The sequence below is a fragment of the Pseudomonadota bacterium genome, from assembly GCA_013285445.1.
Classification (GTDB): Bacteria; Pseudomonadota; Gammaproteobacteria; order Xanthomonadales; family Wenzhouxiangellaceae; genus Wenzhouxiangella.
In genome coordinates, this window is record CP053448.1 from 1054818 (window position 1) to 1080607 (window position 25790).

Consider the following 25790-nt stretch of genomic DNA (forward strand, 5'->3'; position numbering starts at 1 on the left):
CGGCGGCGGAGCCGCCAGGCAGGGTTTGCTTTACGCGATGTTGGTGTTAGAATATAACATTACATCTATCACACCATCACTGATCGGGAGAGTGTGCAATGCGCAAGTGTGCGCTGTTTACCGCCATCACCCTCGCGCTGGCCAGTCATCAGGCGCTGGCCCAGGATCGCGATACCGAAGCGCGTGAGAACCCGCATGAACACGAACAGGAGCACGGCAGTGCCGGGCACACCGAACGTGCCGACCTGGAGACCATCACCGTCAGTGCATTGCCGTTCGAGCGCAGCAAGCTTGATTCGGCACAGCCGGTCGATGTGCTCGCTGGCGAGCGGCTTGACGACCGGCGCGGAACAACCATAGGCGAAACGCTGAGTCGTCAGCCTGGCGTGCATTCGACGTTCTACGGTCAGGGTGCCGGACGGCCGATCATCCGGGGTCTGGGTGGGCCGCGTGTGCAGGTGCTCGAAGACTCGATACCGGCCGTTGATGCGTCGGCCCAGTCCGACGATCACGCCGTCAGCGTCGAGCCCATGTTGATCGACCGCATCGAGATCCTGCGCGGTCCGGCAACGCTGCTGTATGGTTCGGGTGCGGTTGGCGGGGTGGTCAACGTGATTGACTACCGCATCCCCGAACGCGTGCCGACCGCGCCCCTGGAAGGGCGCTTCGAGTGGCGTGGCAGCAGTGTTGCCGACGAGCGCACTGGCGTATTGCGCCTGGACGGTGGCGGCGGCAGCTGGGCCTGGCATGTCGACGGCTCCTGGCGCGATTCCGGGGACTATCGCATTCCCGGCCCGGCCGAGCTGGATGAGCATGACGATGATCACGGTGAAGGCGATGAAGAAGGGGGCGGCTCGCGCCGGCTCGACAACAGCTTTGTCGAGTCGAATTCGGGCTCGGTGGGGCTGAGCTGGATTGGTGAGCGCGGCTTCATCGGCGCATCCTACAAGCGATTCGGGACCGAATACGGTATTCCCGCACCCCACGGTCATGGTGATGAGCACGAGCAGGCCCCTGTTGGGGGTATGCGGTTTTCAGGCAACCGGCTGCTGGCCGAAGAGGGCGCGGACGAGGAAGGCGAGGAAGACGTGTCCATCGACCTGGAGCAGGATCGCTTCGACATCAAGGGTGCTCTGGAGCGACCGTTGCCCGGTTTTTCCCGGGCGCTGCTGCGGATCAGCTACAACGACTATATCCACAGGGAAATCGAGCAGGCGCATGAGTCGGCCGAGGCGCATGAAATGGCCGGCTTTCTGCTCGACGAGGACGACGAACACGATCAAGACCATGACCACGAGGGGACCGTCTTCGAGGTCGATACCTTCAACCTTCGCCTGGAGATGCAGCACGAACCGATTGCCGGCTGGACCGGTGCCGTCGGGCTGCAGTACGACGACGAAGATCTGGGGGCCGAAGGCGAGGAGGCGTTCATTCCGTCGGGTAATACCGAGTCCTGGGCGCTGTTTACGCTGCAGGAACGCCAGGTCGGCGCCTTCACCTGGACGCTGGGTGCGCGCGTCGAGGATACCCGTGTTCGCGCTGAAACGGACAATGACCACGATCACGACGGTGATCACGATGACCCGCCCGAGTCCCGAAGTTTCACCAGCGTCTCGGCCAGCGCCGGTGCACTGTGGCGGATCAATGGCGCCTGGCAGGCGTCGCTGAACTACGCGCACGCCGAGCGTGCACCGTCACAGACCGAATTGTTTGCCGACGGCCCGCATCTGGCCACCTTTACGTTCGAGCAGGGCGACTCCACGCTCGATACCGAGACGACCAACGGGCTCGATGTGATTGTGCATCGGCACGGCGATTTCTTCGATTTCGAGATCAGCGCCTTTTACAATGATATCGACGATTTCATCTTTCTGGCCGAGACCGGTGAATTCGCCGATGGGCTGCCGGTACGCCAGGCCAATCAGGCCGACGCAGCGTTCTACGGCGTCGAAGCCGGCGCCGTTTGGCAGTGGCGGGATACTGCGTTCGGCGACTTTGACCTGAATCTGGGCTACGACTGGGTTCGCGGCCGTCTCGGCCGCGGTGAAAACCTGCCGCGCATCTCGCCGAGTCGCTTCTCGGCGGGCGTCGACTGGCACCTGGGCGCGGCGCGCGCCAGCCTGGACTATCAGCGCGTATCCCGCCAGAGCGACGTTGCCCCCGAGGAAGCCCCGACCGACGGCTACGACATGCTCGATATCAACCTGGGCTACCGCTTCGATCTCGGCGCTGCCGGGCTGGAGGCCTTCGCGGGTGTGGCTAACCTGTTCGACGAGGAGGCGCGCGTACACACCTCGTTCCTGAAGAATTTCGCGCCGCTGCCCGGTCGCAATTACCGCTTCGGGCTGCGCGGACGGTTCTGAGGCCAGGCCAAGCCGGCGTTGGCCAGGCGCTCCATCAGCGCCTGATCGAGCGCCGGCATCGACTCGAGCAGGTGGTCGCGAAAGGCCTCGGCGGCGGGCGTGACCGCCCGGCCCGCCTTCTGCAGCAGGTGCCAGTGGACCGGTGCCGGAAAATGCGGGACGCTGAGTAAGACCAGGCGGCCGCTGTCGAGCTCCTGCCCGACTGCATGCAGCGAGATGACGGCCAGGCCGTGACCGCCGCTGACTGCCTGCTTGATCGCCTCGTTGCTGCCCAGCTCCAGTTCCGGCCTCAGTTCGGCATCGAAGCGGCGCAGCCAGTCCGCTGTCCACATGCGCGTCCCGGAACCCTCCTCCCGTACCACAAAGCCGGCGCAGGCGACCTGCTTGAAATCCAGCTTGGGTGAGCGTGTCCACGGGTGATCTGGCGCGGCGATCATGACCAGCGGATTGATGCCCACCTGCTCGGATTGAATCAGCCGGCCGTCCGGCGGGCGGGTCATCAGATACCAGTCGTCCAGGCCCTCGTCGAGCCGTTCAATCAGCGCCGACCGCGGCAGGATACGCAGTGAGGCCTCGATGCCGGGGTGGCGCTGACGAAAGCTGCCAATCACGCGCGGCATGAAGTATTCAGCCGTCGATACGGCCGCAATACTGAGGCGGCCGCGCTCGATGCCCTGGCGCGCGGCCAGCTGTTGCTCGAGGCGCCGCAGCGGTTCGCGAACGGCGCGAGCGGCTGCCAGCATGTCCTGGCCCGCCTCCGTGAGGCGCAGCCGACGACCGACGACCTCGTGGAGCGGCATGCCGGCCGCTTCGGCCAGCTGCCTGATCTGAATTGACAGCGTGGGTGGGGTCAGGTGGAGCTGCTCGGCTGCCTTCGTGATCGAGCCGGCCTCGGCAACGGCGCGAAAAACGCGCAACTGATGCAGCGTCAGGTGCATCGGCAAAGAATAGATATAAATCTAATTAAAAGTCAAATAATATTAACTGTTATCAACGTAATTGGCCGGATAGACTTGCGCTGTCGTTGAAACCGGAGTGCCCCCATGTCCGCTGTGATTCACCAGAGCTCCCGTCTGACTGACGACCCTCAGCGCTTGAGCGCGCCGACGCCTGTAGTGCTGGCCGAGGGCGACGGTATCGGCCCGGAGATTACCGAGGCGACCTGCCGTGTCCTCGAGGCCGCCGGCGCGGCCGTGGAGCTGGTGCCCGTGAACATCGGCGAGGCCTGCTATCGGCAGGGCGTGAGCTCGGGCATTCCCGCCGAAGCCTGGGAGCTCATTCGCAGGCATCGCGTGCTGCTCAAGGGGCCGATCACCACCCCGCAGGGCGGTGGCTACAAGAGTCTCAACGTCACGCTGCGCAAGACCCTGGGCCTGTTTGCCAATGTTCGCCCCTGCCGGTCCCTGCATCCGGTGCTGCCGTCGCGTCATCCCGGCATGGATGTGCTGATCGTGCGCGAAAACGAGGAAGACACCTACGCCGGCATCGAGCATCGGCAGACCGCGGAAGTCACCCAGTGCCTGAAGCTGATCTCGCGCCCGGCCTGCGAGCGCATCGCCCACTACGCCTTCGAGCTGGCCCGGCTGCAGGGGCGCAGGAAAGTGACCTGCATGACCAAGGACAACATCATGAAGGTCACCGACGGTCTCTTTCACCGGGTCTTCGACGAAATCGCCGAGAACTATCCCGACATCGAGGCCGAGCACCTGATCATTGATATCGGAACGGCCCTGCTGGCCGACCGGCCGGAGCGCTTCGATGTGATCCTGGCTCCGAACCTTTACGGCGACATCCTCTCCGACGTAGCCGCCCAGATCACCGGTTCAGTGGGGCTGGGCGGTTCGGCCAACATCGGCGAGGGCTGCGCCATGTTCGAGGCCGTGCACGGTTCGGCACCCGACATCGCCGGCCAGGATCGGGCCAACCCGTCCGGCCTGCTGCTGGCCGCCTGCGAGATGCTGCGCTATCTCGGCGATGTCGACAGCGCGCAGCGCATTCACAACGCCTGGCTGGTGACGCTTGAAGACGGCGTGCACACGACTGATATCCATCGGCCCGGCTGGAGCCGAGCGCCGGTGGGGACGCGCGAGTTTGCCGCCCGCATTTGCGCCAACCTCGGGCGTCAGCCGCAGTTGCAAACCGCATTCGCCCCGGGCGAGCTGCCGCGCTTCAACCAGGCCTGGCAGCCGACCCGGCCACGGCCCGGGAAAACACTCGACGGGGTGGATGTCTTCCTCGACTACGACGAGGACGGGCGTGAGGCAGCGCGCCTGGCCGGGCGTCTGAATGCCGCCAGTGAAGGGCTGCCGCTGACACTCAGGCTGATCACCAATCGCGGCGTCAAGGTCTGGCCCGACGGTCTGCCCGAGACCCGCTGCACCGACCACTGGCGTTGCCGCTTCCGGGCGAGTGAGGGTCAGCATCCGGTCCACGGCGACATCCTCGACTTGCTCAGGCGCATCGATGCGGCCGGTCTCGACTTCATCAAGACCGAGCATCTTTATCAATTCGATGGCGTCCCCGGGTTTTCTCTGGCCCAGGGCGAGTGAATCCTGCCGGATACTGTAAACCATACACAAACAAGTAAGGTAAACTGTCGCGCTTTGACCCGACGGAGGTAAAAGCGTGAAAACTGCACTTTGCGTGTTCGCCGCAGGGCTGCTGGTGACCGTCGCTCCTGTTTGCACGGCGGCTGGTCAGCAGCCGGGGCTGAGCCAGGCAGCGCCCCTCGATCCGGTGCTGGTGACCGCCAGCCCGCTGGTGAACACGCTTGACGATGTCATGCAGTCCGTTTCGGTAATGACTCGTGAAGAGATCGAGACCGTGCCTGCGGCCACGCTCGGGGAGCTGCTGGCCCGGATCAGCGGCGTAGAGGTCCGTCGGCGCGGCGGACCGGGTGTTCAGGCCGACATCGGTATCCGCGGCACGGCCTATGAACAGACGCTGGTTCTGGTCGACGGCGTGCCGCTGGGCGATCCGCAGACCGGCCACCACAATTTCAACGTGCCGGTGCCGGTTGAGCACATCGAACGCATCGAGATCATCAAGGGCCCCGGAGGCATTGCCTACGGCGGCAGTGCGACCGGTGGGCTGATCAATATCGTCACACGGTCGCCGACCCGTCGCGAATCCGGGCTGGGTCTGCGCGCGGGTAGCCATCGTGCGCGCGAGGGCGAGGTCTTCGGCGCCGTCAGGGCGGGCACAACCGGTCACCTGTTCTCGGCGGCGCATTTCCGCACTGACGGGCACGAACCCGAGCGCCGGGCCGACGCCGAGTTGATGCAGGCAGCGTATACCGGCCAGGCCGAGCTCGGTCATGCCCGACTGCGCTGGGGACTGGCGGCGGATGAAAAGCACTTTGGCGCCTGGAAGTTCTATACCGCTGATTTTCCGGACCAGCGCGAGCGCACAGACACGCGTCTGGGCTGGCTGGGCGGCGAGGCTGCAGCGCAGTCCTGGATGGTGTCCTCGCGCATCTGGTGGCGCGGTCACGGGGACTGGTTTCGCACCCGTGTCGGCCAGCGCGACTTCATCAATCGCCACGATACCGACGTCTACGGCCTGCGCCTGAGCGCGCGCCGGCCCTGGGCCGGGGGTGTCACTGCCATCGGTGGTGGCCATGTCGAACAGCGGATCGAAAGCAATGCATTGGATGACCACCGCCGCGATGAGTCGACGATGTGGCTGGCGCATCGTCACGCCCTGGGCGATCGGCTGCAGATCGAAGCCAGCCTGGGTGTGGTCGATTACAGTGACCATGGCACGCAGACGCTGCCATCACTGGGGCTCGAGTATGCCGTCGGCCGAGACTGGAGCGTTCACGCAGCCACTGCCGCTACCAGCCGAATTCCTTCCTATACCGAACTGTTCCTGCAGACGTCCGGCAATCGCGGTAGCGCCGTACTGGTCCCGGAGCGCTCGGGTTTCCACGAGCTTGGGGTCCGTTACCGGGTCGGACCACGGCGTCTGTCGCTGACGGTTTTCGAGCGGCGCACGCGCGATCTGATCGACTGGGCCCGCGCGCCGGGTGAGCTTGCCTGGCAGGCCGGCAACTTCGACGGCCATCGCAGCCGCGGCGCGGAGCTTGAGTGGCTGTGGCGGTCACAGGGCACGGGTCTGCTCGAGCATCTCAGGTTGTCGTCGACCTGGCTGGATACCCGCCTTGACCACGGCGACTCGCAAATCAAGTATGCGCTCGATTTCGCCCGTTTCGCGGCCAGCGCTGCGGCGCGCGTCAGACTCCGAGGCGGCCTCGGGTTGTCTGTGCAGGCGCGTTATCAGCAACGCAGCAGTGATCCGGCGCGGCCGGCCGGTCGTGAGGCTTTCCTGATCTCGGCGCGGCTGGACTGGCAGCGCGGGCCGATGCAGTGGCTTGTCGAGGGCACCAACCTGCGTGACGACACCGTGGTCGAGGCCGGTTTCGCGCCGCTGCCAGGGCGCTGGCTGTATGCCGGTCTGCGCCTGCGCTACTGAGCGACGGTCCGCAGGCTACAGAAAGTAGTCCTGTGATGCGATCGCCGCGGTCACCGCGGCGCTGAGTCCGGCGAACCACGCCAGCACGGACCATTCCACGGTCGCGCCGCGGGGCTGCCGGAACAGCAGGAACAGGATGGCCGGCACGATATAGTAGCGCTGCTCGATCAATTCGACCGGCAAGAGCGCCAGTATCGTGACGGGATAGAGCCAATAACCGGCCGGGTCTTTGAGTCGCGTGACCGCGATCGACAGCAGCGCCCAGGCCATGCCGGCAAAGGCCAGCAGCCTGAACCAGTGGTGATCGACCATCCAGCCGAGCACGCGGTTTCTCAGGTGGAATTCGGGCAAGCCCAGATTGTAGAAATGCGTCACGCTGAAGGTGGTCAGATACAGCACGCCCAGCGCAGCAATGAGCAGTCCGACCCAGGGACGGCGGCCGAGAAGTTCCGCGATTCGCGCGAGGTTGGCGGCGTGCAGGGGCAACAGGACCAGCCAGACGACCAGCAGCATGAAGAACACCTGCCCGGGATAAACGGCCTGCCCGAATCGGTGCGCCTCCCGATCCCCGAGGGCAACGCCCTGGTTGAGGATCACGAATGCGACGAAAACGACCAGAGGCAGCATCAGCATCCAGGACGATTGCAGCGCCGGGACGGCCCGGACGCGAACCCGGTGCAACAGCGAACGCCAGTTCAGGGCGCCCGGCGTTTGCCAGACACCGGCCTGATGCAGCGCCATCAGCCACAGCAGGCCGGACCAGAACACGTTGGTCTGGCGCCAGGCCAGGGCCAGAGTGCCGATGGCTGCCGCCGTCCAGAAGGACCGTGAGCCGAATGCGACCAGGGCGGCAAGTACCAGGGTCAGCGCGCCGAGGTCGGTATAGAGCAGAAAACAGAATGGCCACACCAGCGGGCAGAGCAGCACCTGCAGCGATCGCAGCAGCGGCCGTGAAGCGCCGTGCCTGAGCAGAAAAAACCAGGCCAGCACGAGCGACAGCAGCGCCCACGTGGCGCTGATCGCACGCAGGCCGCGCAGCGACTCCACGCCGAGAAGACGCGCCGGGAGCGCGACTGAAAAGTGGTAGCCAAGAGGCGTTGTGAGATACGGCACGCGGGCGAACTCATCGCTGTTGATCGAGCGGATCTGGGCCAGATGGTAGTGTTCATCGACCAGCGGCTCGTCGGGCAGTACCGACAGCATCAGAAAAACGGCGAGCACTGCCGTGCCAAGCAGCGTAGCCAGCTGGGCCGGAATCCGACCCCGGGTCCGGAATTCAGTCGGCGAAAGATATCCGCGCATATTGATGCATCACGATCGCAGACCGAGAGTATAGGGGCTCCTCATCGCGCGGTCGCAGAAGAACCCGATTCCGCCTCCAGCCAGCGTTCGAAACGATCGCGAATGCGATCTAGGGTGTTGGCGTACCACGTCACATCCTTGCTGATTGCGTTGGCGCTGTTGTAGGGGTGGGTCGGTATGTGCGGACGCATGTCGATGCCGCGATCGGGATGTCGCAGGACGCGCTCGGCCGCCGAACGGCGTGCCGGTCCGTAGGCGATTCGTTCGGCAAGCTCGGCCAGCGGCCTGCTGCGCGTTGCGTGACGGATGAACTGCCAGGCCAGGTTCGGTCGGGCTGCATGCGCTGGAATAACCCAGGTCTGGTATTCCTGGATCTGCCCGTCCCAGATGATCTCGATCGGGCTATCGTCGTCCAAGCGGGCACTGAAGAACCGCCCGTTGTAGCCGGATGCCATGGCCACTGTTCCGGATTCGAGCAGCTCGACTGGCTCCTCGCCTTTATCCCACCAGACCAGCGCATGACGGATTTCGTCGAGACGCGAGAAGGCAAGGTCCAGGCCACGGGCCGTGCTGAGCAGCGAATAGATCTCGCGCCTCGGCACGCCGCTGGACATCAGCGCCCATTCCAGGTTGTCGCTCGGCGTGCGCCGCAATGCGCGCGCTCCCGGGAAATTCTCCAGATCGAACAGATCCGCGATGCGAGACGGTCTTCGGCCCGGGTAGGCCCGGATATCGTAGGCGATGACCGTGGCGTAGATCGTGTGAGTCAATGCGCAACGCTGCATGGCGCCGCCGATGAAGTCATCGCTGGCCGGGGTGCCATCGATGCCGTCGGGAAGTGTTCCGTGAGCTAGCGGGCGCAGACGCTGCATGCGGCAGGCGGCAATGGCCTCGCTCATGGCCATATCGACCACGTCCGGTGGATCGTCGAGGATTTCTGAACCGCCCGAATAGGGCACGGTCTCGATGCTCACACCGGTGTCGGCCTCGAACGGGTCGAACAGCACCTGGCGCTGCACGGCCTCGTAGGCACCGCCCCAGGTCGCCACGGTTAATGTGTCGGCGGCCACTGCTGTCAGCGGCGACGTCAGGACGGCAAGCGCCAGCAGGCCGTCACGCGGCCGCATGTTCCTCTCGCCGCGTGCTTTCGAGCAGCTCGAGATAGGCATCGATCAGGTCCGATTCAAAGACGGTGCCAAGTAGTCTCGAGTCATCGTCGAGTACCGGTACACCCTCGCCGACAAATTCGCGCAGTTGGTTCATGGCCTCCCAGATGCTGGTTTCGGCGGACATGCTGATGGCTTCGGGATCACGCCAGTGCCCGACCGGTTCCTTCGCGTCGACCGCAACCAGGTCCTGAAGTCGCACGGTCCCGCAGTAGCGACCATCGTCGCTGACCAGGCAGGCATCGGCGGAGCCTGCCCGCCCCATGGACCTGCGCGCGGCCTCGACCGGTGTTTCCGGATGAATCCGGACGCAGCGATCGGAGACCAGGTCGCGAATGCTGCGGCTGTCGAGAATGATCGTGCTGCGGCCCCCGGAGAGATCCAGACCGCGGTCAGCCAGCTGGCGGTCGAACAACGAGCGACCGTAATAGCGTGAAGCCAGCAGGTTGGCCAGGGAGACGCTGGCCAGCGCCGCGATGGTCAGCTCGTAGCTGCCGGTCATCTCGAAGATGATGATGACCGCCGTCAGCGGCGCACCGATCACCGGTGCAGTCACGGCGACCATTCCGCAAACAGCGTAGACCACCAGCGCTGACAGCTCAGCGCCCAGGGCGCTTCCAAGCACGCTGCCGAACAGTGCGCCGAACAGGCTGCCGATCACCAGGGCGGGACTGAAGACGCCGCCGGCAAATCCCATGCCCAGACACCAGGCCGTAGCCAGCAGCTTGAGGGTCAGCACCAGCAACAGTTCCCACTGGGTGAATGCGCCCGGGATGAAAGCGAGCCTGAGCGTTTCAGCGCCGATTCCCAGAATTTCGGGAAACCACAGCGCCGCTAGACCAAGCCCGGCACCAGCGAGTGCCGGCCGCAGAATGGCAGGGACGGGCAGGCGACCGGCATACTCAGTCATGGTGAGAATGGCCTTCATATAGGCCATGGCCACGGCTGCGCTGGCGACGCCGAGGACCACGAACCAGCCGAACTCCCACAGGTGCCTGATTTCGACGGTACCGACCTGAAACAGCGGGGGCTGCGGCAGGACGGCGTTGGCGGTCACAAAACCCAGCACCGAAGCGACTGCCACCGGCGCAAACGCGCGCAGCGCAAAGTGGCGCAGGATCACTTCATGGGCAAACAGAATGCCGGCGATCGGTGCATTGAAAACGGTCGAGATGGCGGCGGCCACGCCGCAGGCAATGGCGGTGTTGCCCCCGGTTACGTCCGTACGAAAGACGCGTGCCAGACCCGATCCGATGGTGCCGCCAAGGTGAACTATAGGACCGTAGAGCCCGACCGAGGCGCCGAAGCCCAGCGATATCCAGGCCGAAACGCCTGACAGCAGTCCGTCCTTGAACGGCGCGTGTCCGCTACGGCTCTGTACCGCAGCGATGAGGTCGGCGGGTGCCTGCGGGCGCCGTTCCCCGATCAGGCAGTGAATCAGTCCACCAGCCAGGCCGCCGATGGCCGGCACCACAACGGTAGCAGTGGCCAACAGATCGGTCCGGGTTTCCATCATGCGGCTGCGCGGCGAAATCAGCAGCAGATCGTTGAGCCAGCCGATGCCGAACACGAACACGTTGGCAATCAGGGCTGCGCCTATGCCGACCGCCGCGCCCAACGCGACGATCCGTGCCGGCTGGCCGGTCATGGACCGGGAACAGACAGTCGGCGGCTTGGGCGGATCGGCAGCAGGCATGACGGTTACGCCTGATCATCTCACGACTGGCACCCCGAACAACAGCGGATGGAGCCAGAAGGCGAAAGCGACGTACAGCCCCAGTCCCCCGGCGATGACGATGACATCGTTGAACGCGCCTGCCGGCAGCTGTGGCACGTCGCGGTCCGGTCTGCGTCCCAGGGAAATGCGATTGGCGACGGCCCAGACCAGAAAACCGCCGAACAGCAGCACATCGGCCAGCATGCCGTTGGACAGCAGATGGGCAAGCGCCCAGGCCTTGACGGCCACCAGCATGGGATGCTTGAGCAGGCCCTGGATCCGGCCGGGCAAGTAGGCTGCCAGCAGGGCCGGAAAGGCGATCAGCATCAGCAGCATGGTCAGGTGGCGCAGAAACTCGGGTGGCTGATACAGCACGACCGGCTGCATCCGGGCCTGGCCGTAGCCGATCACGATCAGCACCAGGCCAAGGATCGAAATCAGGCCGTACAGGCCCTTGAACGGCATCTCGCCCATGGCCGCGGCCATGCGGTCGCGCCAGCGCCAGGAAATGATACTGATCGAATGCACGGCCAGAAACAGCACCAGGCCGATGACAAGCAGTGACATCGCGACTCTCCCTTGTGTAGGCCCGCCCATTGTACGGCGGTTCGCCGTCTCTGCCAGCCCGATGCCTGTGCTCGCCGGAAAAACCGTTATTGTTGACCCGGTAGGCGGCGTTAGCGAAACGTGCTGCAGCCCCACTGCAGCCGTGGCGTTTCGATGCCTTGCTTCCACTTGAACAGTACGGCTGAATGCAATCCACATTGCTGCCGGGTTCATGATCGGGAAGGCGCGGACCTGGGAGCCGGCCCGGGTCTGGCGTTGTGGTGTCAGTCTATATTTTGCGTGCGAAACGACATATACTCAAGCGGCCATATAGGGAGGTTTTAACGATGAACTGCTGTTTCCAAACCCATTATGTTTCCCGTATTTGTATGGGTGTGTTTTCGCTGGGACTGATGCTGGCCGGTTCGCTGAGCGCCGCGGTCGACTCCGCCGAGCCGGAACCAGGCGCGAGTGTGGCGGTGAGCTCAGAGACTGACGCAGTGGCCAGCGCCGAAACCCAGGATGCCCAGGCGCCACCGGCCCCACAGTCACCGGACGAGGAGTCGGACGACGACGATGCCGACCTGTCCAAGCTTGTGGTGACCGCCACCAAGCGCGAACAGACCATCCAGAACGTGCCGTTCTCGATCAACGCCCAGACCAGCGAGGATATTCTGCGCATCGGTGCCGAGACGATCGAGGACCTGTCGCGCAATGTCGCCGGACTGACCATCCAGAATCTCGGTCCGGGCCAGAGCCAGGTTGCCATTCGCGGCGTTTCAGCCGGGCAGATCGTGCGTGACCAGCCCGGCGTCAAGGAGCAGGTGGGTGTGTACCTGGACGAATCGGTGATCTCGCTGTCGCTGTTCACGCCCGATCTCGACCTCTACGATCTCAACCGTGTCGAGACCCTGCGTGGCCCGCAAGGCACGCTGTTCGGTTCGGGATCGATCGGCGGGACCATCCGCTACATCACTAATCAGCCCAACCTGGCCCAGTTCGAGTCGAGCTTTGAAACCGAGCTCAACAGCATCGACGACGGAGGCGAAGGTGGTCACTTCAAGGGCATGGTCAACGCGCCGTTCGGCAACGGCAGCGGGGCTCTGCGCCTGGTTGGCTACTACACCGAGTTCGGCGGTTATATTGATGCGCTGCGCGAAGGCGGCGGAGTCACCAAGGACGTCAACAGCGGCAGCCGCAGCGGCATTCGCGCGGCGGCGACTTTCGAGCCCACCTATCGCCTTTCGATCACGCCCCGCATCATCTATCAGGAGATTGACGCCGACGGGCTGAACCGGCAGGAAGTGTTCAACCTGTTCGCCAACCCGTTTACCACCGAGCGGCCTGCCATCGACTTCGACGAGCGCCAGCAGTTTCTGCTGCTCGACGAGGAGTTTAACGATGAGTTTCTGCTCGCCGACCTGACCGCGGAGTTCAGCTTTGATCGCTTTGACCTGACTTCGGTGACAAGCTTTACGGAACGGGATATTCTGGTCAGCCGCGATGCCAGCGCACTGACCGGCAGCGTGTCGGTCGATCTGGGCTATCCGGACGAGGCGGTGCTGCTGCCGTCGAACCTGCGCGATACCACTGACGTCGAGCAGTTCACCCAGGAGATCCGCCTGGCTTCCAACACCGAGGGCACGTTCGACTGGCTGGTGGGCGCTTTCTATTCCGACACCGACCGGATCTATGCCCAGCGATTGCCGACGCCGGGCTACGACGCCTTCACTGACGCGGTGCTGGGCGAGGGTACCTCTGCAGCGGTTGCCAACGGCTTTGGGCCCGATTCACCCTTCAATTCCGATCTGCCCTACAACATCGAACAGCTCGCGATATTCGGAGAAGCCAGCTGGTATGCGACCGAACAGCTCACGCTGACGCTCGGTGGCCGTTACTACGACTTCGATGAAGTGCGCACGATCACCACCGGTGGGCTGTTCGCCGCCGGCGACAGCGGTGTGGTCGATGAAACCTCGTCGGACGGTTTTACGCCCCGTCTTCTGGCCAACTACCGGGTCAACGACACCATTTCGGTCAACGCGCAGGTCTCACAGGGTTTCCGCCTCGGCGGCGTCAACGACCCGCTCAATATCACCCTGTGCACGCCGGAGGATCTCGAGATCTTCGGTGATTTTCAGGACTATGACGACGAAACGCTCTGGAACTACGAGTTGGGCCTCAAAGCTCAGACGCGAACTCTTAGTTTTACCGCGGCGCTGTTCCACGCCGATATCGATGACCTGCAGGTGACGCTGGATGCCGGCTCGTGCTCCTCGCGTATCTCCTTTAACGTGCCCAGTGCCTCATCGACTGGGCTGGAGGCCGAGCTGGCCTGGCGGCCGATCGACCGGCTCTCGCTGACCTTTGCAGGCAGCATGGTGGACGCGGAGTTCGATTCGACCGTGTTCGATGCCGAGGGCAACGTGCTCGGTGGCGTCGAGACCGGCAATCGCTTGCCTTCGGTGCCTGAATCACAGTTCTCGCTCAGCGGCGCGTACTACTTCCCGCTCGCCTGGGCCGATGCAGAGGGTTTCGTAACGGCCTCCTGGCAGTATGTGGGTTCGCGCTTCACGCAGCCCGGTGACCAGGTTCCCGGTGCCGGCAACTTTGCCCATGGTCTGCCTTTTGGCGGCATGACCGGCGCCGAGGTCACCATGCTCAATCTCGAGCTGCCGTCCTACAATATTGCCTACCTCAGCGGCGGTATTGATTTCGGCACCTATGTCGTGACGTTGTTCGTCGACAACGTATTCGACGAGAATGCACTGCTGTCGTTCGACCGCGAGCGCGGTGGCCGCGCGCGCCTGGCGTTTCGCACCAACCAGCCGCGCACATACGGAATCAATCTGCGCGCCCGGTTCTGACCCCCGTCAGATAGCGAGTGGCCGCGTCCCCGAGGGGCGCGGCCACTTGCGTTACCCGGAAGCCGGATCGCGGGTTCCCTGACCGGGACAAGGCAAAGGCCGGCTCTGCCGGGACACCTTCGAGGACGCTTTCGGCCACCAGTTCGCCGAGTGCCGGGCCATGCTTGAAGCCGTGGCCCGACCCGCCCCCGACCAGCCAGAGATTGCTTGCTTCCGGATGCTGGTCGACAATGAAGTCGCCGTCCGGACTGTTCGTGTACTGACACAGCTGGACGCCCTGCAGCGGGGCATCGGCGAGCGCCGGAAAGCGCCGTCTGAGGGTGTCACGGGCCAGTTCAACGTGTTCCGGGCGCACGCTGCGGGGCGTCGATTCCGGCTCGATGATGTCGCCGTGCGTGTCGTCTGCGACCTTGAAACCGCGCGTCCCTGTGCCGGGTATGCCGTACCAGAGTCGCTCGCCGAAATCCGCCCAGACCGGCAGCGCCGTTTCTGTGTGGCTGGATTCCCCGGGCGGTGTATCGAAGTAATAGACATCCTGTCGAGTGACGCTCAGCGGCGCGTCCGATGCCGCGCCGAATACCTCGGGAAACAGCTTCGGCAGCCAGGGGCCGCATGCGAACACGAAGTCGTCGGCCTCGATGGCGGTGTTGTCGTCCAGCCGGATCGAGCCCAGCCGCTGCGCGCGCAACGGGCCTGGGACAGCTTGCGCCTGGATATACCGGCCACCGGCCGCCTGAAAGGCGGCGTGCACGGCCTGGCAGGCGCGTCGAGCTTCCAGGTAGCCGGCCTGCGGCTCGAACACGGCCTGTTCGATACCCTCCATGCCAAGCTGCGACCAGCGCTCGGCGACTCCGGTTGCGCTGAGCTTGTGGTGGGCGATCCCGACCGCGTCGAGAGCGGCTTGACCGGCCTCGAAGAAAGCTGCTCCGGTTGACTGGCCAAGAAACAGCACGCCGATGCGATGCAGCAGGCGCTGGCGCCACTGTTCGTCGGCTTGCTGATACATCGCCAGCGAACGGGCAGCCATGCGAACATAGAGTGGATTGGCATACATGTGCCGGATCACCCGAGTATCCCCGCCCGAGCTCGACAGCAGGTGTCCCGGTGTCCAGCGTTCGATCAGGGTGACCCGCGCCCCGGCCTGGGCCAGGCGCAGTGCCGTCCAGCCGCCAAAGGCGCCGGCGCCGACGACAACCACCTGACGGCCGGATTCCGGCCTCAACCCGGCCGCCCGCAGGCCGGTCAGCGGCCACACCAGCGGAGCGGCCAGCAGTCCCTGCAAAAGCCGGCGTCGTTTCATGCGCAGCTCCCTTCAAACCAGTGTCCAGACTATACCTTGACTTTCAGGCAAGCGACAGCTGTCCGGATTCTGGCACGGAACTGCTCCACAGAAAAACACGGAAACGGAGGATGCCGGGCGCAGGGCCGGTGTCTAAAACTACGCGATTTGATGAGTAAAAAAGCCGGCGCACCGGCCGGCCTTTTTGCGGGAAAATGATTGTGGTCGGGGTGAGAGGATTTGAACCTCCGGCCCCTGCCTCCCGAAGCCAAGTACTATGTAAGTATGTTGAAGTCTACCAGTGGGCGCTAAGTGCTGTCAAATGGCGTTTTCAGGGGTTCGTCGGCTTGAAAAACGATGTAAATTGAGGCACAGTTGTGCCCAATATGTATAGATTGAAAAGTATTTAAATTTTGACTCCTGCCCGAGTTTTTTTGCTAGTTTCAGGGTGTTTCGGGGCAATCAGGTTCCGGAGCCCGCGTGTCTGATGCCGTAGCTCGCCTAATGGTCCTCATGGGGGCGCCGGACGACTCTCATCCGGACTGGCCTCAGGTGCGCCACACCATGTCCCAGATTCTCAGCGATGTCGAGACCATCACGTCCCGGGAGACGGCGGCCCACTGGATTGTGGCGCCCCTTAGGCAGATGGCAGCTCCGGTACCGGCCAGCGCCAGCGAGCCCCTTGGCGCCCTGCCTACCCACGGTTTCATCACCCACTACCCGGTTTTTGCCGCTCTGGCCATACAGCCGATCGTGCCGCTGGCGGATGTCGCTCGAAAACTGCAGGCGCTGTATCTGGTTTCAGTAGCATTGCGTGAGTACCACATTGTCCAGAAAGGGCATGGGCCTCCGGTGCGCAGTGCCGGGCTCTCATGCAGGCAAATTGCGCGGGGCCGGTATTCGGATGAGCGTATCGGCGCGATCATCCGTCGTTCTTCGAGTCCGAGCTCATTGTGCAATCAACTGGAGAAGCTTCAGCAATCCAGGCGCCCGCTTTCGGAAATTGACTGGAGGGTGGTGAGTGGGCTGTTACCCCTCCTGCGTGACGTCCGGGAGGACCGGGTTCCCCGCACAAGGCAGGGTGGTGGTGGACACAGAAAGCGCGAAATCGAGACCACAGTTCTTGATGCTGCCGATGATGATCCTACCTCCCGAAAGCCAGCGCTGATACAAGAGCGTCCGGACGAAGAAACGCGCGCCGAGCTGCAGTCGGAGGGGCTCCCTACTGAGTACGAAACGACCCGGGAGACCCTCTATGCCGAGGTGCCCCCGTCGCGCAACGAGAACTTCCCGGCTCGGCAGCTAAGCGAGAACCAGGCCCAGCAGCGCTTGATTCTGAGGGCTCGCGCGTACAAGACGAACCAGCAACAAGTTCCCAATCGGCGTGAAATGCTCCACGAGCCGGCGCTGGCTCCTTTGCTGCACCCTAAGGGCCCTGTGTCGCCTCCAAAGGGTGCTGATCTGGACTGGATGCTCGACACACTGCTTGGTTTCATGCTTCTGACGGGCTGCGAGGAAAAGGATCTGCACCATGTACGGGTCTGGAGCAAGCATTCACAGGTGCCGCCCCAGCCAACGGCGCTGGGGGTGGTACTGGAATATGTGGAGGAATATGCGGAGTTTATGGTGCCTGTTGCACGCTTACCCGACTCCTGGCGACCCGATTCGGAGTATCGACACCATTTCAGACGGCCCGCCAATCGCTTCTATCTGAAGATTCCCACCCACCTGCCTATTGGAGAGCGGATTGTGAAGTTGGCCAGTCGGGTTCCCGATGGCGGCCTGTTATGCGGGGACGCCCTTGGGCCGGCTGATGAACTGCCCAAGAAGCTGAAGGACCGGGTCTCCAAGCTCAACGATATCCACCACACCCATCTGACGCTCAATCGGATCAGTCTGTTCCTCTGGGGCGCGATCTACGCGCTCGATGGCGATATGGCCGAGGCGCTGTTGCTCAGCAACCGTCATCGCCGCTCGAACGATTCCCGGCTCTATTACTACTCGACTCAGAGCGACCATCTACGAAACCAATATGCGAGAGTTTGGGGCGCCAAATTAAAACGGCCGTCGTCGAACGATAGGCGGCATGCCGTGCTGAAGGTTATAAACCCGGACGTCGGTTCGGCAGCGGTTCCGTATCGCGACAGCATCAGCGACCTCGTACGGTCGATGAAGGAGCGCATTTCCGTCCTCATGGCGGGGCGCGGGCGGCGCACAGCCTCTCGCTGGATCGAAGTACACAATGCGATGACTGCCTACGTCATACGCCAGATTCAGTGGATGACGGGAATTCGCGCGGTCCGCGACCCGATCGAGCTGCCGCTGTACGCCGCGCGCTCAGGATTCCTGGGCGTGATCGACAAGGATTCCAACGACGAATACGGCGCCCGTGTCGTCTGGCTGATTGAGCCGGTCCAGCAGCAGATTGAAACCTACCTGCAATACGTCGACTCCGCGACGCGCTCCATCTTCGGGGAGGTGAATCGTGAGGCCGCATTCCGCTTCATTGGCGAGGGGCCGGCGATTCTGCAAGTCAATCAGCGGCGGCTCGAGCAGCACTTGCCCGACTACCCGTTCGCGGCGAACTCCCACCGTCACTATCTGAGAACCCGGCTTCGTGAGAAGGAAGTCGATGGTGGGGTTGTCGACGCCTGGATGGGGCATGGGGGCATTGGCGCTGAACCCTACGCCCGGCACAGTGCAATGTCACCAATGGTGATGCGGGAGGGGGCCGAGGCAGCCCTCAACTCGATTTGGGAAGAGCTCGGATGGGAAGTGTTGCCGGGGAGCCAGCATTGAAAAGAACCTCTGAGGAGCGCCGGCAGGCGCGTCTACAGGACGAGCAGCGCGCCCTTTCGACAGTAGAGCATTTACTGGGGAAGGTTGCCCCGGATCTCGTCGCCAAACGGGCAGGGGCGGGACTGTCGAGAAAGGATTCCGAATCCTTGGTGAAACAAGTCGAGCCGGCCATCGAGCCGCGGCACTGGAAGGCCGCCCGCAAGCACCTGAGAAAACGTCTTAAGGATCTTGAGGCCGCCACGGGCGGCTCCGTCTGTCTGCCGCCGCCGGCTACCTACATCAAACGCGACAAGTCCCCGCTCGCGGGCAATGCAATGACCCTGGTCAGTGAGCTGGAATTGTTGATCGAACGATTCCTGGTCGATGTGAGGGAAAACCTGGATGCGCCCATACACCCGGTGATTATCGAACGGAAGCTGACTGAAAAGGAGTCCAAGAAGAAGGATAAAAAGAGAGCTAAGGAGCAAAAGAAATCTGAGGAGCAAAAGGAAGCTGAGCGGAAGAAAGCCGAGAAGCAGAAGGCCAAGAGAGAGCACAATCATCGCTTGCGCACTCTGGGGCGGATTGTATTCTCGGCGATCGTCAATGGAGGTCTCCTGAACCAGAGCCTCTACCGAAAACTCCTCCCCGAACTCTGTGACGGACTTCACGCGCATAAGGAGCTGGCCTGGGTTTCGTTTCCGCTCGATGACCGTGATCCGGATGACCATGACGATGATGACGAGGAGCCAGCCGGGGAGGGCATCGACTTTGATGCGCCGGTCCGGCGCTGGTTTCTGGACCCCGTGACGCTGGGGCTCGTCACTCGCTGGCATTCCGCATATTCCGGGGATGAGCGGCGCGAAGTCATCGAGCGCACCAAAGTACAGAACGCGCTCGGTCACTATGTGAAGTATCTCAGAACGCTCCCGATAACAGGCGCGGAACTGCGAACTGCGGCTGTAACCAACCCCACAGAGCTCTTCAGGGCAGCTACTGCAAGAACGTCGCTATATTTGCCCCCCGTCCTGGTCAATTTCCTCAGATCCACCACCAGTGGCCAGTCCATGAGCGAGCGAACCTGGTGGCGTTACCAGTTCGATTTGATCGTCGATACGCCCGATCCAGTGGAGGAAGTCTCGGACGCCACAGCCGGTTTGGCGACAACCGAACCCAAAGAGCCCGAGTTCAAGGGCGACAAGCCGGCTTTCTTCCAGCGTCAGGAAGACCTCATCAAGGTTTTGAACCAAACGCTCGGTGAGCCGGGAAACCTGAAAAAGGCGGACAAGAACGGCCCGGCCGTAAAGCGCATAGAGGCGGTGCTCGAGAAGCGGGAAGAGGATATGGCGCCCCTGCTATGCGCTTTCTACAGCTGGATCCTCTGGAAGCTGAAGCAACCATCCAAAAAGCAGGGACGCATTCGGTGCTCGTCCGCTCGCCGGTACACCAGCCGACTCGGCCAGGCGCTGATTGCCCTGGGGGCCGAATTGTCCATGGAAGGCATGGGCCCCGCGGACTGGGAGAGCTTCTATGACGAGGTTATCGAAAGCCTCGATTCCGCAATTGATCGAACCAAGGCAATTGGCAACCTGAGAGACTTTCACCGCTTCCTGATGATCACTTTCGATGCTCCGCCGGCCGCTATAGACGGCGAGGTCGATGCCGCCGCCCGCACCCGTTCTACGCTGATATCGAGGGATGACTACAGGCGGCTGATGCAGGCCCTTTCCGGGGACGGAAAGCCCGGTCACCAGACGCAAGTGCTGAGGATCATCTCCATGCTGATGTTTCGGGCTGGTCTCAGGCCCAATGAACTGATCGGGCTGGAGTATCGCCATATTCAGGGGGCGGCACGCGACCGGCTCAAGCAAGGATTAGCGGAGCCGATCCTCTATTTGCACGCGACATCCAGCGAAGTCTTGAAAACACCCTCCGGCGTGCGCCAAATTCCCCTGTCTTGGTTTCTGACGCCCAAAGAAATGGAGGAATTTCAAGCGTTCCTCTACGCCAGGTTGTCCGTATACAGGGACTCGAACCTGCGGAGCGCCATCATTCTTACGCCCAGCCAGGGCGTCAACACGCGAATATCCTCCAGGGAGTATTTCGGAACGCTAACGGAACTGTTGCGGGAGATCACGGGTGACCCGGCGGTTGTGGCTTACACACTCCGCCACGGCTGCTTTTCGAAGATCTTCCGCAACGTGCTCGAGCCGCGTCGCAGGCACCAAAATCCGTTCTCCAGGAATGGCCTCATGCCACGAGAAGCAATTTACGCCCTGAGTACGCTCGCCGGCCACCTTGACCCGGATATTACGCTGCAGTCCTACGTCCACACCCAGGATATCGTGTGCCACCTTCATCTCCGGGAACAACTCAGAAATCTACCGCTAGGATTATGGGCCGCTCTGGAAGGACGAAAGGAAACTTCCCTGCATCAGCGGCGCGCGAGACACGCGGTCGGCGCTTCGGAAGCCAGCGAAGACGCCGAATTTGACCAGATGCACGATTCGACCAAAAGACTGATCAAGCAACTGGATCCAGCTACACCCAAGGCAAGGGCCGGGCACAAGGTGCGCTTGCCAAGGTTCCAGGTTGAAGAGCCGACCTTGTTGGATCTCGATCTGGAGACGATTCATGCGCTGCTCTTCTCGCTCCAACGGAACCACACACCGGAAGCCCGAGCGCGTCTCTTCAACTTGCCCGAAGCGCAGATCCAGAACTTCAAGGACATGTGCCTCCGTCTGGCCGGCTACCGCACCGAGTCAACGTCGGGCATAAGGAATCTCCGGAACTTGAAGCCTAATAAGAAGCCAAAGCGTCTGCCTGACCTTTACCGTCGCGCCCAACCCGGCGATTTCGGACCCGCACCGCCTCATCACTCGCGAGAGGAGATGGGTGAGGCAAATCGAATCTATCGGCTGCTGGCCCGGCGGGCGCGTGAAATGAATCTGGAACATACACGAGTCATCGAGGAGATCATCAAGCCCGTCCGGGATCTCCTTCTGGCACACTCCGGCAGCGAAGCGGTCATCAGGGCAGTCAGCACCGATGGGTTCGCAGGTGCAATTCAGACGATCAGGAGTCTCCGGATCCCGCCGGAGCGAATAGAAGTTGAAATTGAAGCACTTCCGCGCGTAGACGAACCAACACCAGGCGAGTGGAGTAAGCGGCTCAGAAGGCTAGCCAGAAGCCGAAAATTGCGCGTCAACGAGGCCAGCCACGCGGTCACTCGCCGGTCTCAGGCCCATCCCGAATTTGGCATCGTAAAAATCCGCGTCCTCGCGCTTGCGGCACTTGAAGTGGGGGAGCTGCGCCGCCCGTCACGGGCAAACGTAGCCAACCGTGCAGGTTCTGGATGGCGGGTAGGCTGCTTCTATGGCATTGCGGCTATCTCCGCACTGTTGAAGGAGAAGCGCACTGACTAGCCGCGATCAACGACCTAGCGCACTGCCTCGTCATTGAATTCAGGGGTATATCTTTGACTGCTCATGTCACTTCCTCCTACGCTCAATCATAGGTCAGAAGTGCCCACGAGACCGTGGGAAGCCCAAGCGCACGAACGGAATGGCAGACAGAGTGACGCGGGTGGCGAGTATCAGCCCCAGGGCACTGCCAATAAACCGACGGTGGGTGGGTTCGGATTTCTGGGTTCTTGATTCCAATGTGTTTGACTCCGATTTCATGGCGCCCTGGAGAGGTCGCTGATGCTGTCACCCGCGAGCCTACATGGATCCAATCCTGTTGCGTCATGGGCCGGCCTGTTATCGATCAATATCATGTCGCTTTTGTTCGTACTCTTCACGATCGATTTCGCCTCTGGCGTAGCGATCCTTGAGCGTTTCGAGCGCTTGCTTTGTTGGGTCGCGGTGGTTCTGGCGGGCACTTGTCGACTGCCAACGAATGATCGCAAAAAGCCCGATGATGAGCAGCCCCCAAAAGAGCAGCATAAAAAACCATCCGATACCCATCCATCCATGTGATCCCGTCCAGTCCATTGTTTATTTGGCTCTTCCCGGTTTTGTGTGGGTTGACCGGTTCGGATAGGCTACCGGCTGGCCCCGATTCGAGTCCAGTTTCATGCACGACCGCGAGCTTTACCGCCAGATTCTCGGCGTTCAGGCGCCCTGGGAGGTGTCCGAGGTGGAAGTCGACCTGCCCGGCACCGGCGTGACGGTCCATATTCGGCACTCCGGCTCGGATCTGGCGTGCCCGCAGTGCGGTGCGGCCTGTTCGGGCTACGACACCCGCGAGCGCAAGTGGCGGCATCTCGACACCTGCCAGTACAAGACCTGGCTGGTCGCGCAGGTGCCGAGGCTTCGGTGTCCCGAGCACGGCGTTCATCAGCTGCCGGTGCCGTGGGCGGAGAACAACTCTCGACTGACGGCGCTTTTCGAGGCGCTGGTGATCGATTGGCTCAAGATCGGCACGATCTCGGAGGTTGCCGAGCGACTCGGTTTGAGCTGGTCGGCGGTCAGCGGCGTGCAGGAGCGCGCGGTGGCGCGGGGTCTGGCGCGGCGGACGCAGGACTTTCCGGACGCGATCGGCATCGACGAGACGGCGTTTCAGCGCCGGCACCAGTATGTGACGGTGATCAGCAGCGGCGATCGGGTGCTGCACATCGCCGACGACCGCAAGCGTGCGAGCCTGGACGCCTGGTACGCGGCGCAGCCGGCCGAGGCGCTGGCAGGCTTGCGAACGGTAGCGATGGACATGTGGCGCCCTTTCATCGATTCGACGCTGGCCCATGTTCCGGGGGCGGTGCACAAGATCGCCTTCGACAAGTTCCACGTCGCCATGCATCTCGGCGATGCCGTCGACAAGGTTCGCCGGGCCGAGCACAAGGCCTTGCTGGCCGAAGGCGAGTCGGTCCTGATCAAAAGCCGCTATCTCTGGCTGCAGCATCCCGACAACATGACCGACAACAACTGGGGCCGTCTCCAGGCGCTCAAATCCGCCAACCTCAAAACCGCCCGGGCCTGGGCAATCAAGACCCACGCGATGTGCCTGTGGGACTACCAGGTCAGAGGCTGGGCGCGTCGGGCCTGGATGGACTGGTACAACTGGGCGATCCGCTCGCGCCTGGAGCCGGTCAAGAAGGTCGCGCGAACGATCAAGGCTCATCTCGAAGGCGTCCTGACGGCCGTGGTCACAGGCGCGACCAATGCCCGCGCCGAAGGCTTCAACACCATGATCCAGAAGATCAAGCGCGACGCCCGAGGGTTCAGAAACAAGGAGCGCTTCAAGGCTGCGATCTACTTCCACCTCGGTGGCCTCGATCTCTACCCGGAGGCGGTGCGAAAATGAATGCTACCCACACGATTCAGTGAAGAGCCGTTTATTTCTCCAGAGGGTAAGTGGGAAGCTCCGCACGTCATTAAGTGGGGGCGCAGGCCGCGCATCCAGCCCTACGTGATGCGCGGCCTGCGCACCGGCCAATCACTCAGTTCGTGCTCTCAGATTGCCCTTTCTCCATCTGCATACGGGCTTCCATCTGCTCCATCATGCCTTGCATCATCTGCGAGTGCATTTCCATCATCTGCCGACAGCGCTGACCGTCCGATTGCTTCATGTTTTCGTGCATTCCGCTGTGGCGATCGCCCATGCCTTTCATTGCGCCCATGGCGGCATGCATCTGGCGCATGTGGTCCTGCATCAGTCGCTTTCTGGTGTCTGGGTCTTCTGAATTACGAATTCTCTGCATGGTCTGGCGCATAGCCTCCATGCGTTCCTGCATCGCGGCATGATCCATCATGCCGCCTTCAGTCATGGACTCGCTCTGCATTTCCATCGTGTGCGTTTTGTCGCCAGTATCGTCGTGATGTTGTTCATCGGCCATAGCGAGCGGCAGGGTGAAGCTCATTGCGAGGATTGTGGTCGTAATCACATTTTTCATGATTGCTCTCCTATTGATCGAGCGTGAGTTGTGGGATACTGACCTGTGGGTTTCAGCATGTGTTGACACCCTGTTGAGTATGACAAGGGTGGGCGGGTGCGTGTTCCTTGCCCTTGCTCATTCTCCGGGTCAGCCAGAAGCCGGCGACCAGGAGCAATGCACCGCCGTAGATCGTTCGCTCTCCGGGTGTCTCCGAGAAGATCAGCCAGCCGAAGGTCGCAGCGACAACGGGAGAGACGATGATGTCAACCAGCGCATAGACATTGGCACTGATCGACTTGAGCACGATCGAGATCCCGAAATAGGCGAAGCCGGTGGATATCACGCCGAGTCCCACGGCCCAGGTGATCGCGGGCAGCGTGATATCGCCCAGGGCCGGATACTGAATGGTTTCGAGTGGCGTGCCGGAGCCGAATAGCAGCACTGACGGTGAAAGCACCAGCGCTGCAGCCAGCAACGACCAGGCAATGTCGTTGCCCGTCTCGGTCATGCCCTCGTAGCGCATGTAGGTGACCATCGCTGCGTAGATGGCGCCGGTCGACAAAGCCACGAGATTCCCCAGGGTGTAGCCATCCCCGAGCGGATTGGCCAGCACGATACCCACCATGGCCAGGCCAAAAATGACGATGTAGGCCGGTCTAGCGTAAGCGCCTACGAACCGACACTCTTCTCAACGACGCATAGATCACTATGCTGATTCCATCGATTTTCAGGATGGAGCAAGCAAGTGAGCAGACGTTACCTCAAAGCCGATCAGTGGCGAGAGCTGATCGCGCAGCAGGCTGCCGGCGCAGAGTCGGTGGCTGAGTTCTGTCAGCGCCATGGCCTGACACCGAAGTCCTTCTACCGGCGCCGCAAGGCGCTGCGCGAGGCGGATACGCATCAGGGCCTGGTCGCGGTCGCGCCGCCGATGCCGTCTCAGCTCACCGGCCAGATAGCGGTGTCGTGGCGCGGTGTCGCGCTGGAGCTTCCAAGCTCGGCTTGTCCGGCCTGGGTCGCCCAACTGATGCGGGAGCTGGCCGATGCGTCTGTTTCGTGACCTGCCCAAGGTTTACCTGCACCGCGACGTGGTGGACTTTCGCAAGTCCATTGACGGCCTGGCGGCCATCGTCGAGCAGCAGATGGCCCTGGATCCGTTCGCCGATGCGCTGTACGTGTTCTGCAACCGCCACCGCGACCGGCTCAAGGTGCTCTACTGGGACCAGACCGGCTTTTGCCTCTGGTACAAGCGCCTGGAGAAGGCGAAGTTCCAGTGGCCGCGCAAGCATGCCGACGGCGTGATCCGCTGGGGCGAGCGTGAGTTCAACTGGCTGCTCGAGGGTTTTGATGTGATGCGCATGCAGGGCCATCAACAACTGCACTTTTCGGCCACTAATTCGTTGATTGGTGGTGCTTCATGCTATTGA

18 protein-coding genes are annotated in these 25790 nt (G+C 62.5%); 9 read left to right on the forward strand and 9 right to left on the reverse strand.

Annotated features, from left to right (window positions below):
• Nucleotides 1-98 precede the first annotated feature (98 nt).
• The gene (locus HND55_04845; GenBank protein ID QKK02045.1) at nucleotides 99-2363 is read left to right on the forward strand and encodes a TonB-dependent receptor; all 2265 of its coding nucleotides are present in this window, start codon (nucleotides 99-101) and stop codon (nucleotides 2361-2363) included.
• Here the strand turns inward: HND55_04845 and HND55_04850 are convergent.
• Complete coding sequence (locus tag HND55_04850; GenBank protein ID QKK02046.1) at nucleotides 2333-3301, reverse strand: LysR family transcriptional regulator; 969 nt, start codon at nucleotides 3299-3301, stop codon at nucleotides 2333-2335. The genes HND55_04845 and HND55_04850 overlap by 31 nt on opposite strands.
• A 105-nt stretch (nucleotides 3302-3406) precedes the next feature.
• Here HND55_04850 and HND55_04855 point away from each other — a divergent pair, with 105 nt between their 5' ends.
• Nucleotides 3407-4912, forward strand: a complete 1506-nt coding sequence (locus HND55_04855) for an NADP-dependent isocitrate dehydrogenase (protein ID QKK02047.1) — start codon at nucleotides 3407-3409, stop codon at nucleotides 4910-4912.
• Nucleotides 4913-4988: 76 nt separating this feature from the next.
• Nucleotides 4989-6836, forward strand: coding sequence for a TonB-dependent receptor (locus HND55_04860; protein QKK02048.1), 1848 nt, complete (start codon nucleotides 4989-4991; stop codon nucleotides 6834-6836).
• Nucleotides 6837-6851: 15 nt separating this feature from the next.
• Here HND55_04860 and HND55_04865 read toward each other — a convergent pair whose 3' ends face one another.
• The 4 genes from HND55_04865 to HND55_04880 form a co-directional block, all read right to left on the reverse strand.
• Entirely contained in the window at nucleotides 6852-8138 is a 1287-nt protein-coding gene (locus tag HND55_04865; protein QKK02049.1) for a hypothetical protein, read from the reverse strand.
• Between the two features lie 41 nt (nucleotides 8139-8179).
• Nucleotides 8180-9265 (reverse strand): extracellular solute-binding protein, encoded by a 1086-nt coding sequence (locus HND55_04870; protein ID QKK02050.1) that lies wholly within the window; start codon nucleotides 9263-9265, stop codon nucleotides 8180-8182.
• Complete coding sequence (locus tag HND55_04875) at nucleotides 9252-10952, reverse strand: chloride channel protein (GenBank protein ID QKK03992.1); 1701 nt, start codon at nucleotides 10950-10952, stop codon at nucleotides 9252-9254. Before HND55_04875 ends, HND55_04870 begins: the two co-directional genes overlap by 14 nt.
• A gap of 63 nt (nucleotides 10953-11015) precedes the next feature.
• Nucleotides 11016-11588, reverse strand: coding sequence for an NnrU family protein (locus tag HND55_04880; protein ID QKK02051.1), 573 nt, complete (start codon nucleotides 11586-11588; stop codon nucleotides 11016-11018).
• A gap of 368 nt (nucleotides 11589-11956) precedes the next feature.
• Between HND55_04880 and HND55_04885 the strand changes: the two genes are divergently transcribed.
• Entirely contained in the window at nucleotides 11957-14434 is a 2478-nt protein-coding gene (locus HND55_04885; protein QKK02052.1) for a TonB-dependent receptor, read from the forward strand.
• Here HND55_04885 and HND55_04890 read toward each other — a convergent pair.
• Nucleotides 14412-15734 (reverse strand): FAD-dependent oxidoreductase, encoded by a 1323-nt coding sequence (locus HND55_04890; protein ID QKK02053.1) that lies wholly within the window; start codon nucleotides 15732-15734, stop codon nucleotides 14412-14414. The genes HND55_04885 and HND55_04890 overlap by 23 nt on opposite strands.
• Before the next feature lie 543 nt (nucleotides 15735-16277).
• On the opposite strand from HND55_04890, the gene HND55_04895 reads away from it, so the two are divergent.
• Complete coding sequence (locus HND55_04895; GenBank protein QKK02054.1) at nucleotides 16278-18512, forward strand: hypothetical protein; 2235 nt, start codon at nucleotides 16278-16280, stop codon at nucleotides 18510-18512.
• On the forward strand, nucleotides 18509-21916 hold the full coding sequence (locus HND55_04900; GenBank protein ID QKK02055.1) for a site-specific integrase: 3408 nt from the start codon (nucleotides 18509-18511) through the stop codon (nucleotides 21914-21916). The genes HND55_04895 and HND55_04900 overlap by 4 nt, the downstream gene beginning before the upstream one ends.
• A gap of 336 nt (nucleotides 21917-22252) precedes the next feature.
• Here the strand turns inward: HND55_04900 and HND55_04905 are convergent, their stop codons facing one another.
• Nucleotides 22253-22486: an SHOCT domain-containing protein gene (locus HND55_04905; GenBank protein ID QKK02056.1), complete on the reverse strand. Its 234-nt coding sequence runs from the start codon at nucleotides 22484-22486 to the stop codon at nucleotides 22253-22255.
• A gap of 82 nt (nucleotides 22487-22568) precedes the next feature.
• Here HND55_04905 and HND55_04910 point away from each other — a divergent pair, with 82 nt between their 5' ends.
• Nucleotides 22569-23795, forward strand: coding sequence for an ISL3 family transposase (locus tag HND55_04910; GenBank protein QKK02057.1), 1227 nt, complete (start codon nucleotides 22569-22571; stop codon nucleotides 23793-23795).
• 136 nt (nucleotides 23796-23931) lie between these two features.
• Here HND55_04910 and HND55_04915 read toward each other — a convergent pair whose 3' ends face one another.
• Both HND55_04915 and HND55_04920 read right to left on the reverse strand, forming a co-directional pair.
• On the reverse strand, nucleotides 23932-24384 hold the full coding sequence (locus HND55_04915) for a hypothetical protein (GenBank protein ID QKK02058.1): 453 nt from the start codon (nucleotides 24382-24384) through the stop codon (nucleotides 23932-23934).
• Nucleotides 24385-24436: 52 nt separating this feature from the next.
• On the reverse strand, nucleotides 24437-24991 hold the full coding sequence (locus HND55_04920) for an EamA family transporter (GenBank protein QKK02059.1): 555 nt from the start codon (nucleotides 24989-24991) through the stop codon (nucleotides 24437-24439).
• Nucleotides 24992-25111: 120 nt separating this feature from the next.
• Here HND55_04920 and HND55_04925 point away from each other — a divergent pair, with 120 nt between their 5' ends.
• On the forward strand, nucleotides 25112-25423 hold the full coding sequence (locus HND55_04925) for a hypothetical protein (protein QKK02060.1): 312 nt from the start codon (nucleotides 25112-25114) through the stop codon (nucleotides 25421-25423).
• Entirely contained in the window at nucleotides 25407-25790 is a 384-nt protein-coding gene (gene tnpB / locus HND55_04930) for an IS66 family insertion sequence element accessory protein TnpB (protein ID QKK02061.1), read from the forward strand. Before HND55_04925 ends, tnpB begins: the two co-directional genes overlap by 17 nt.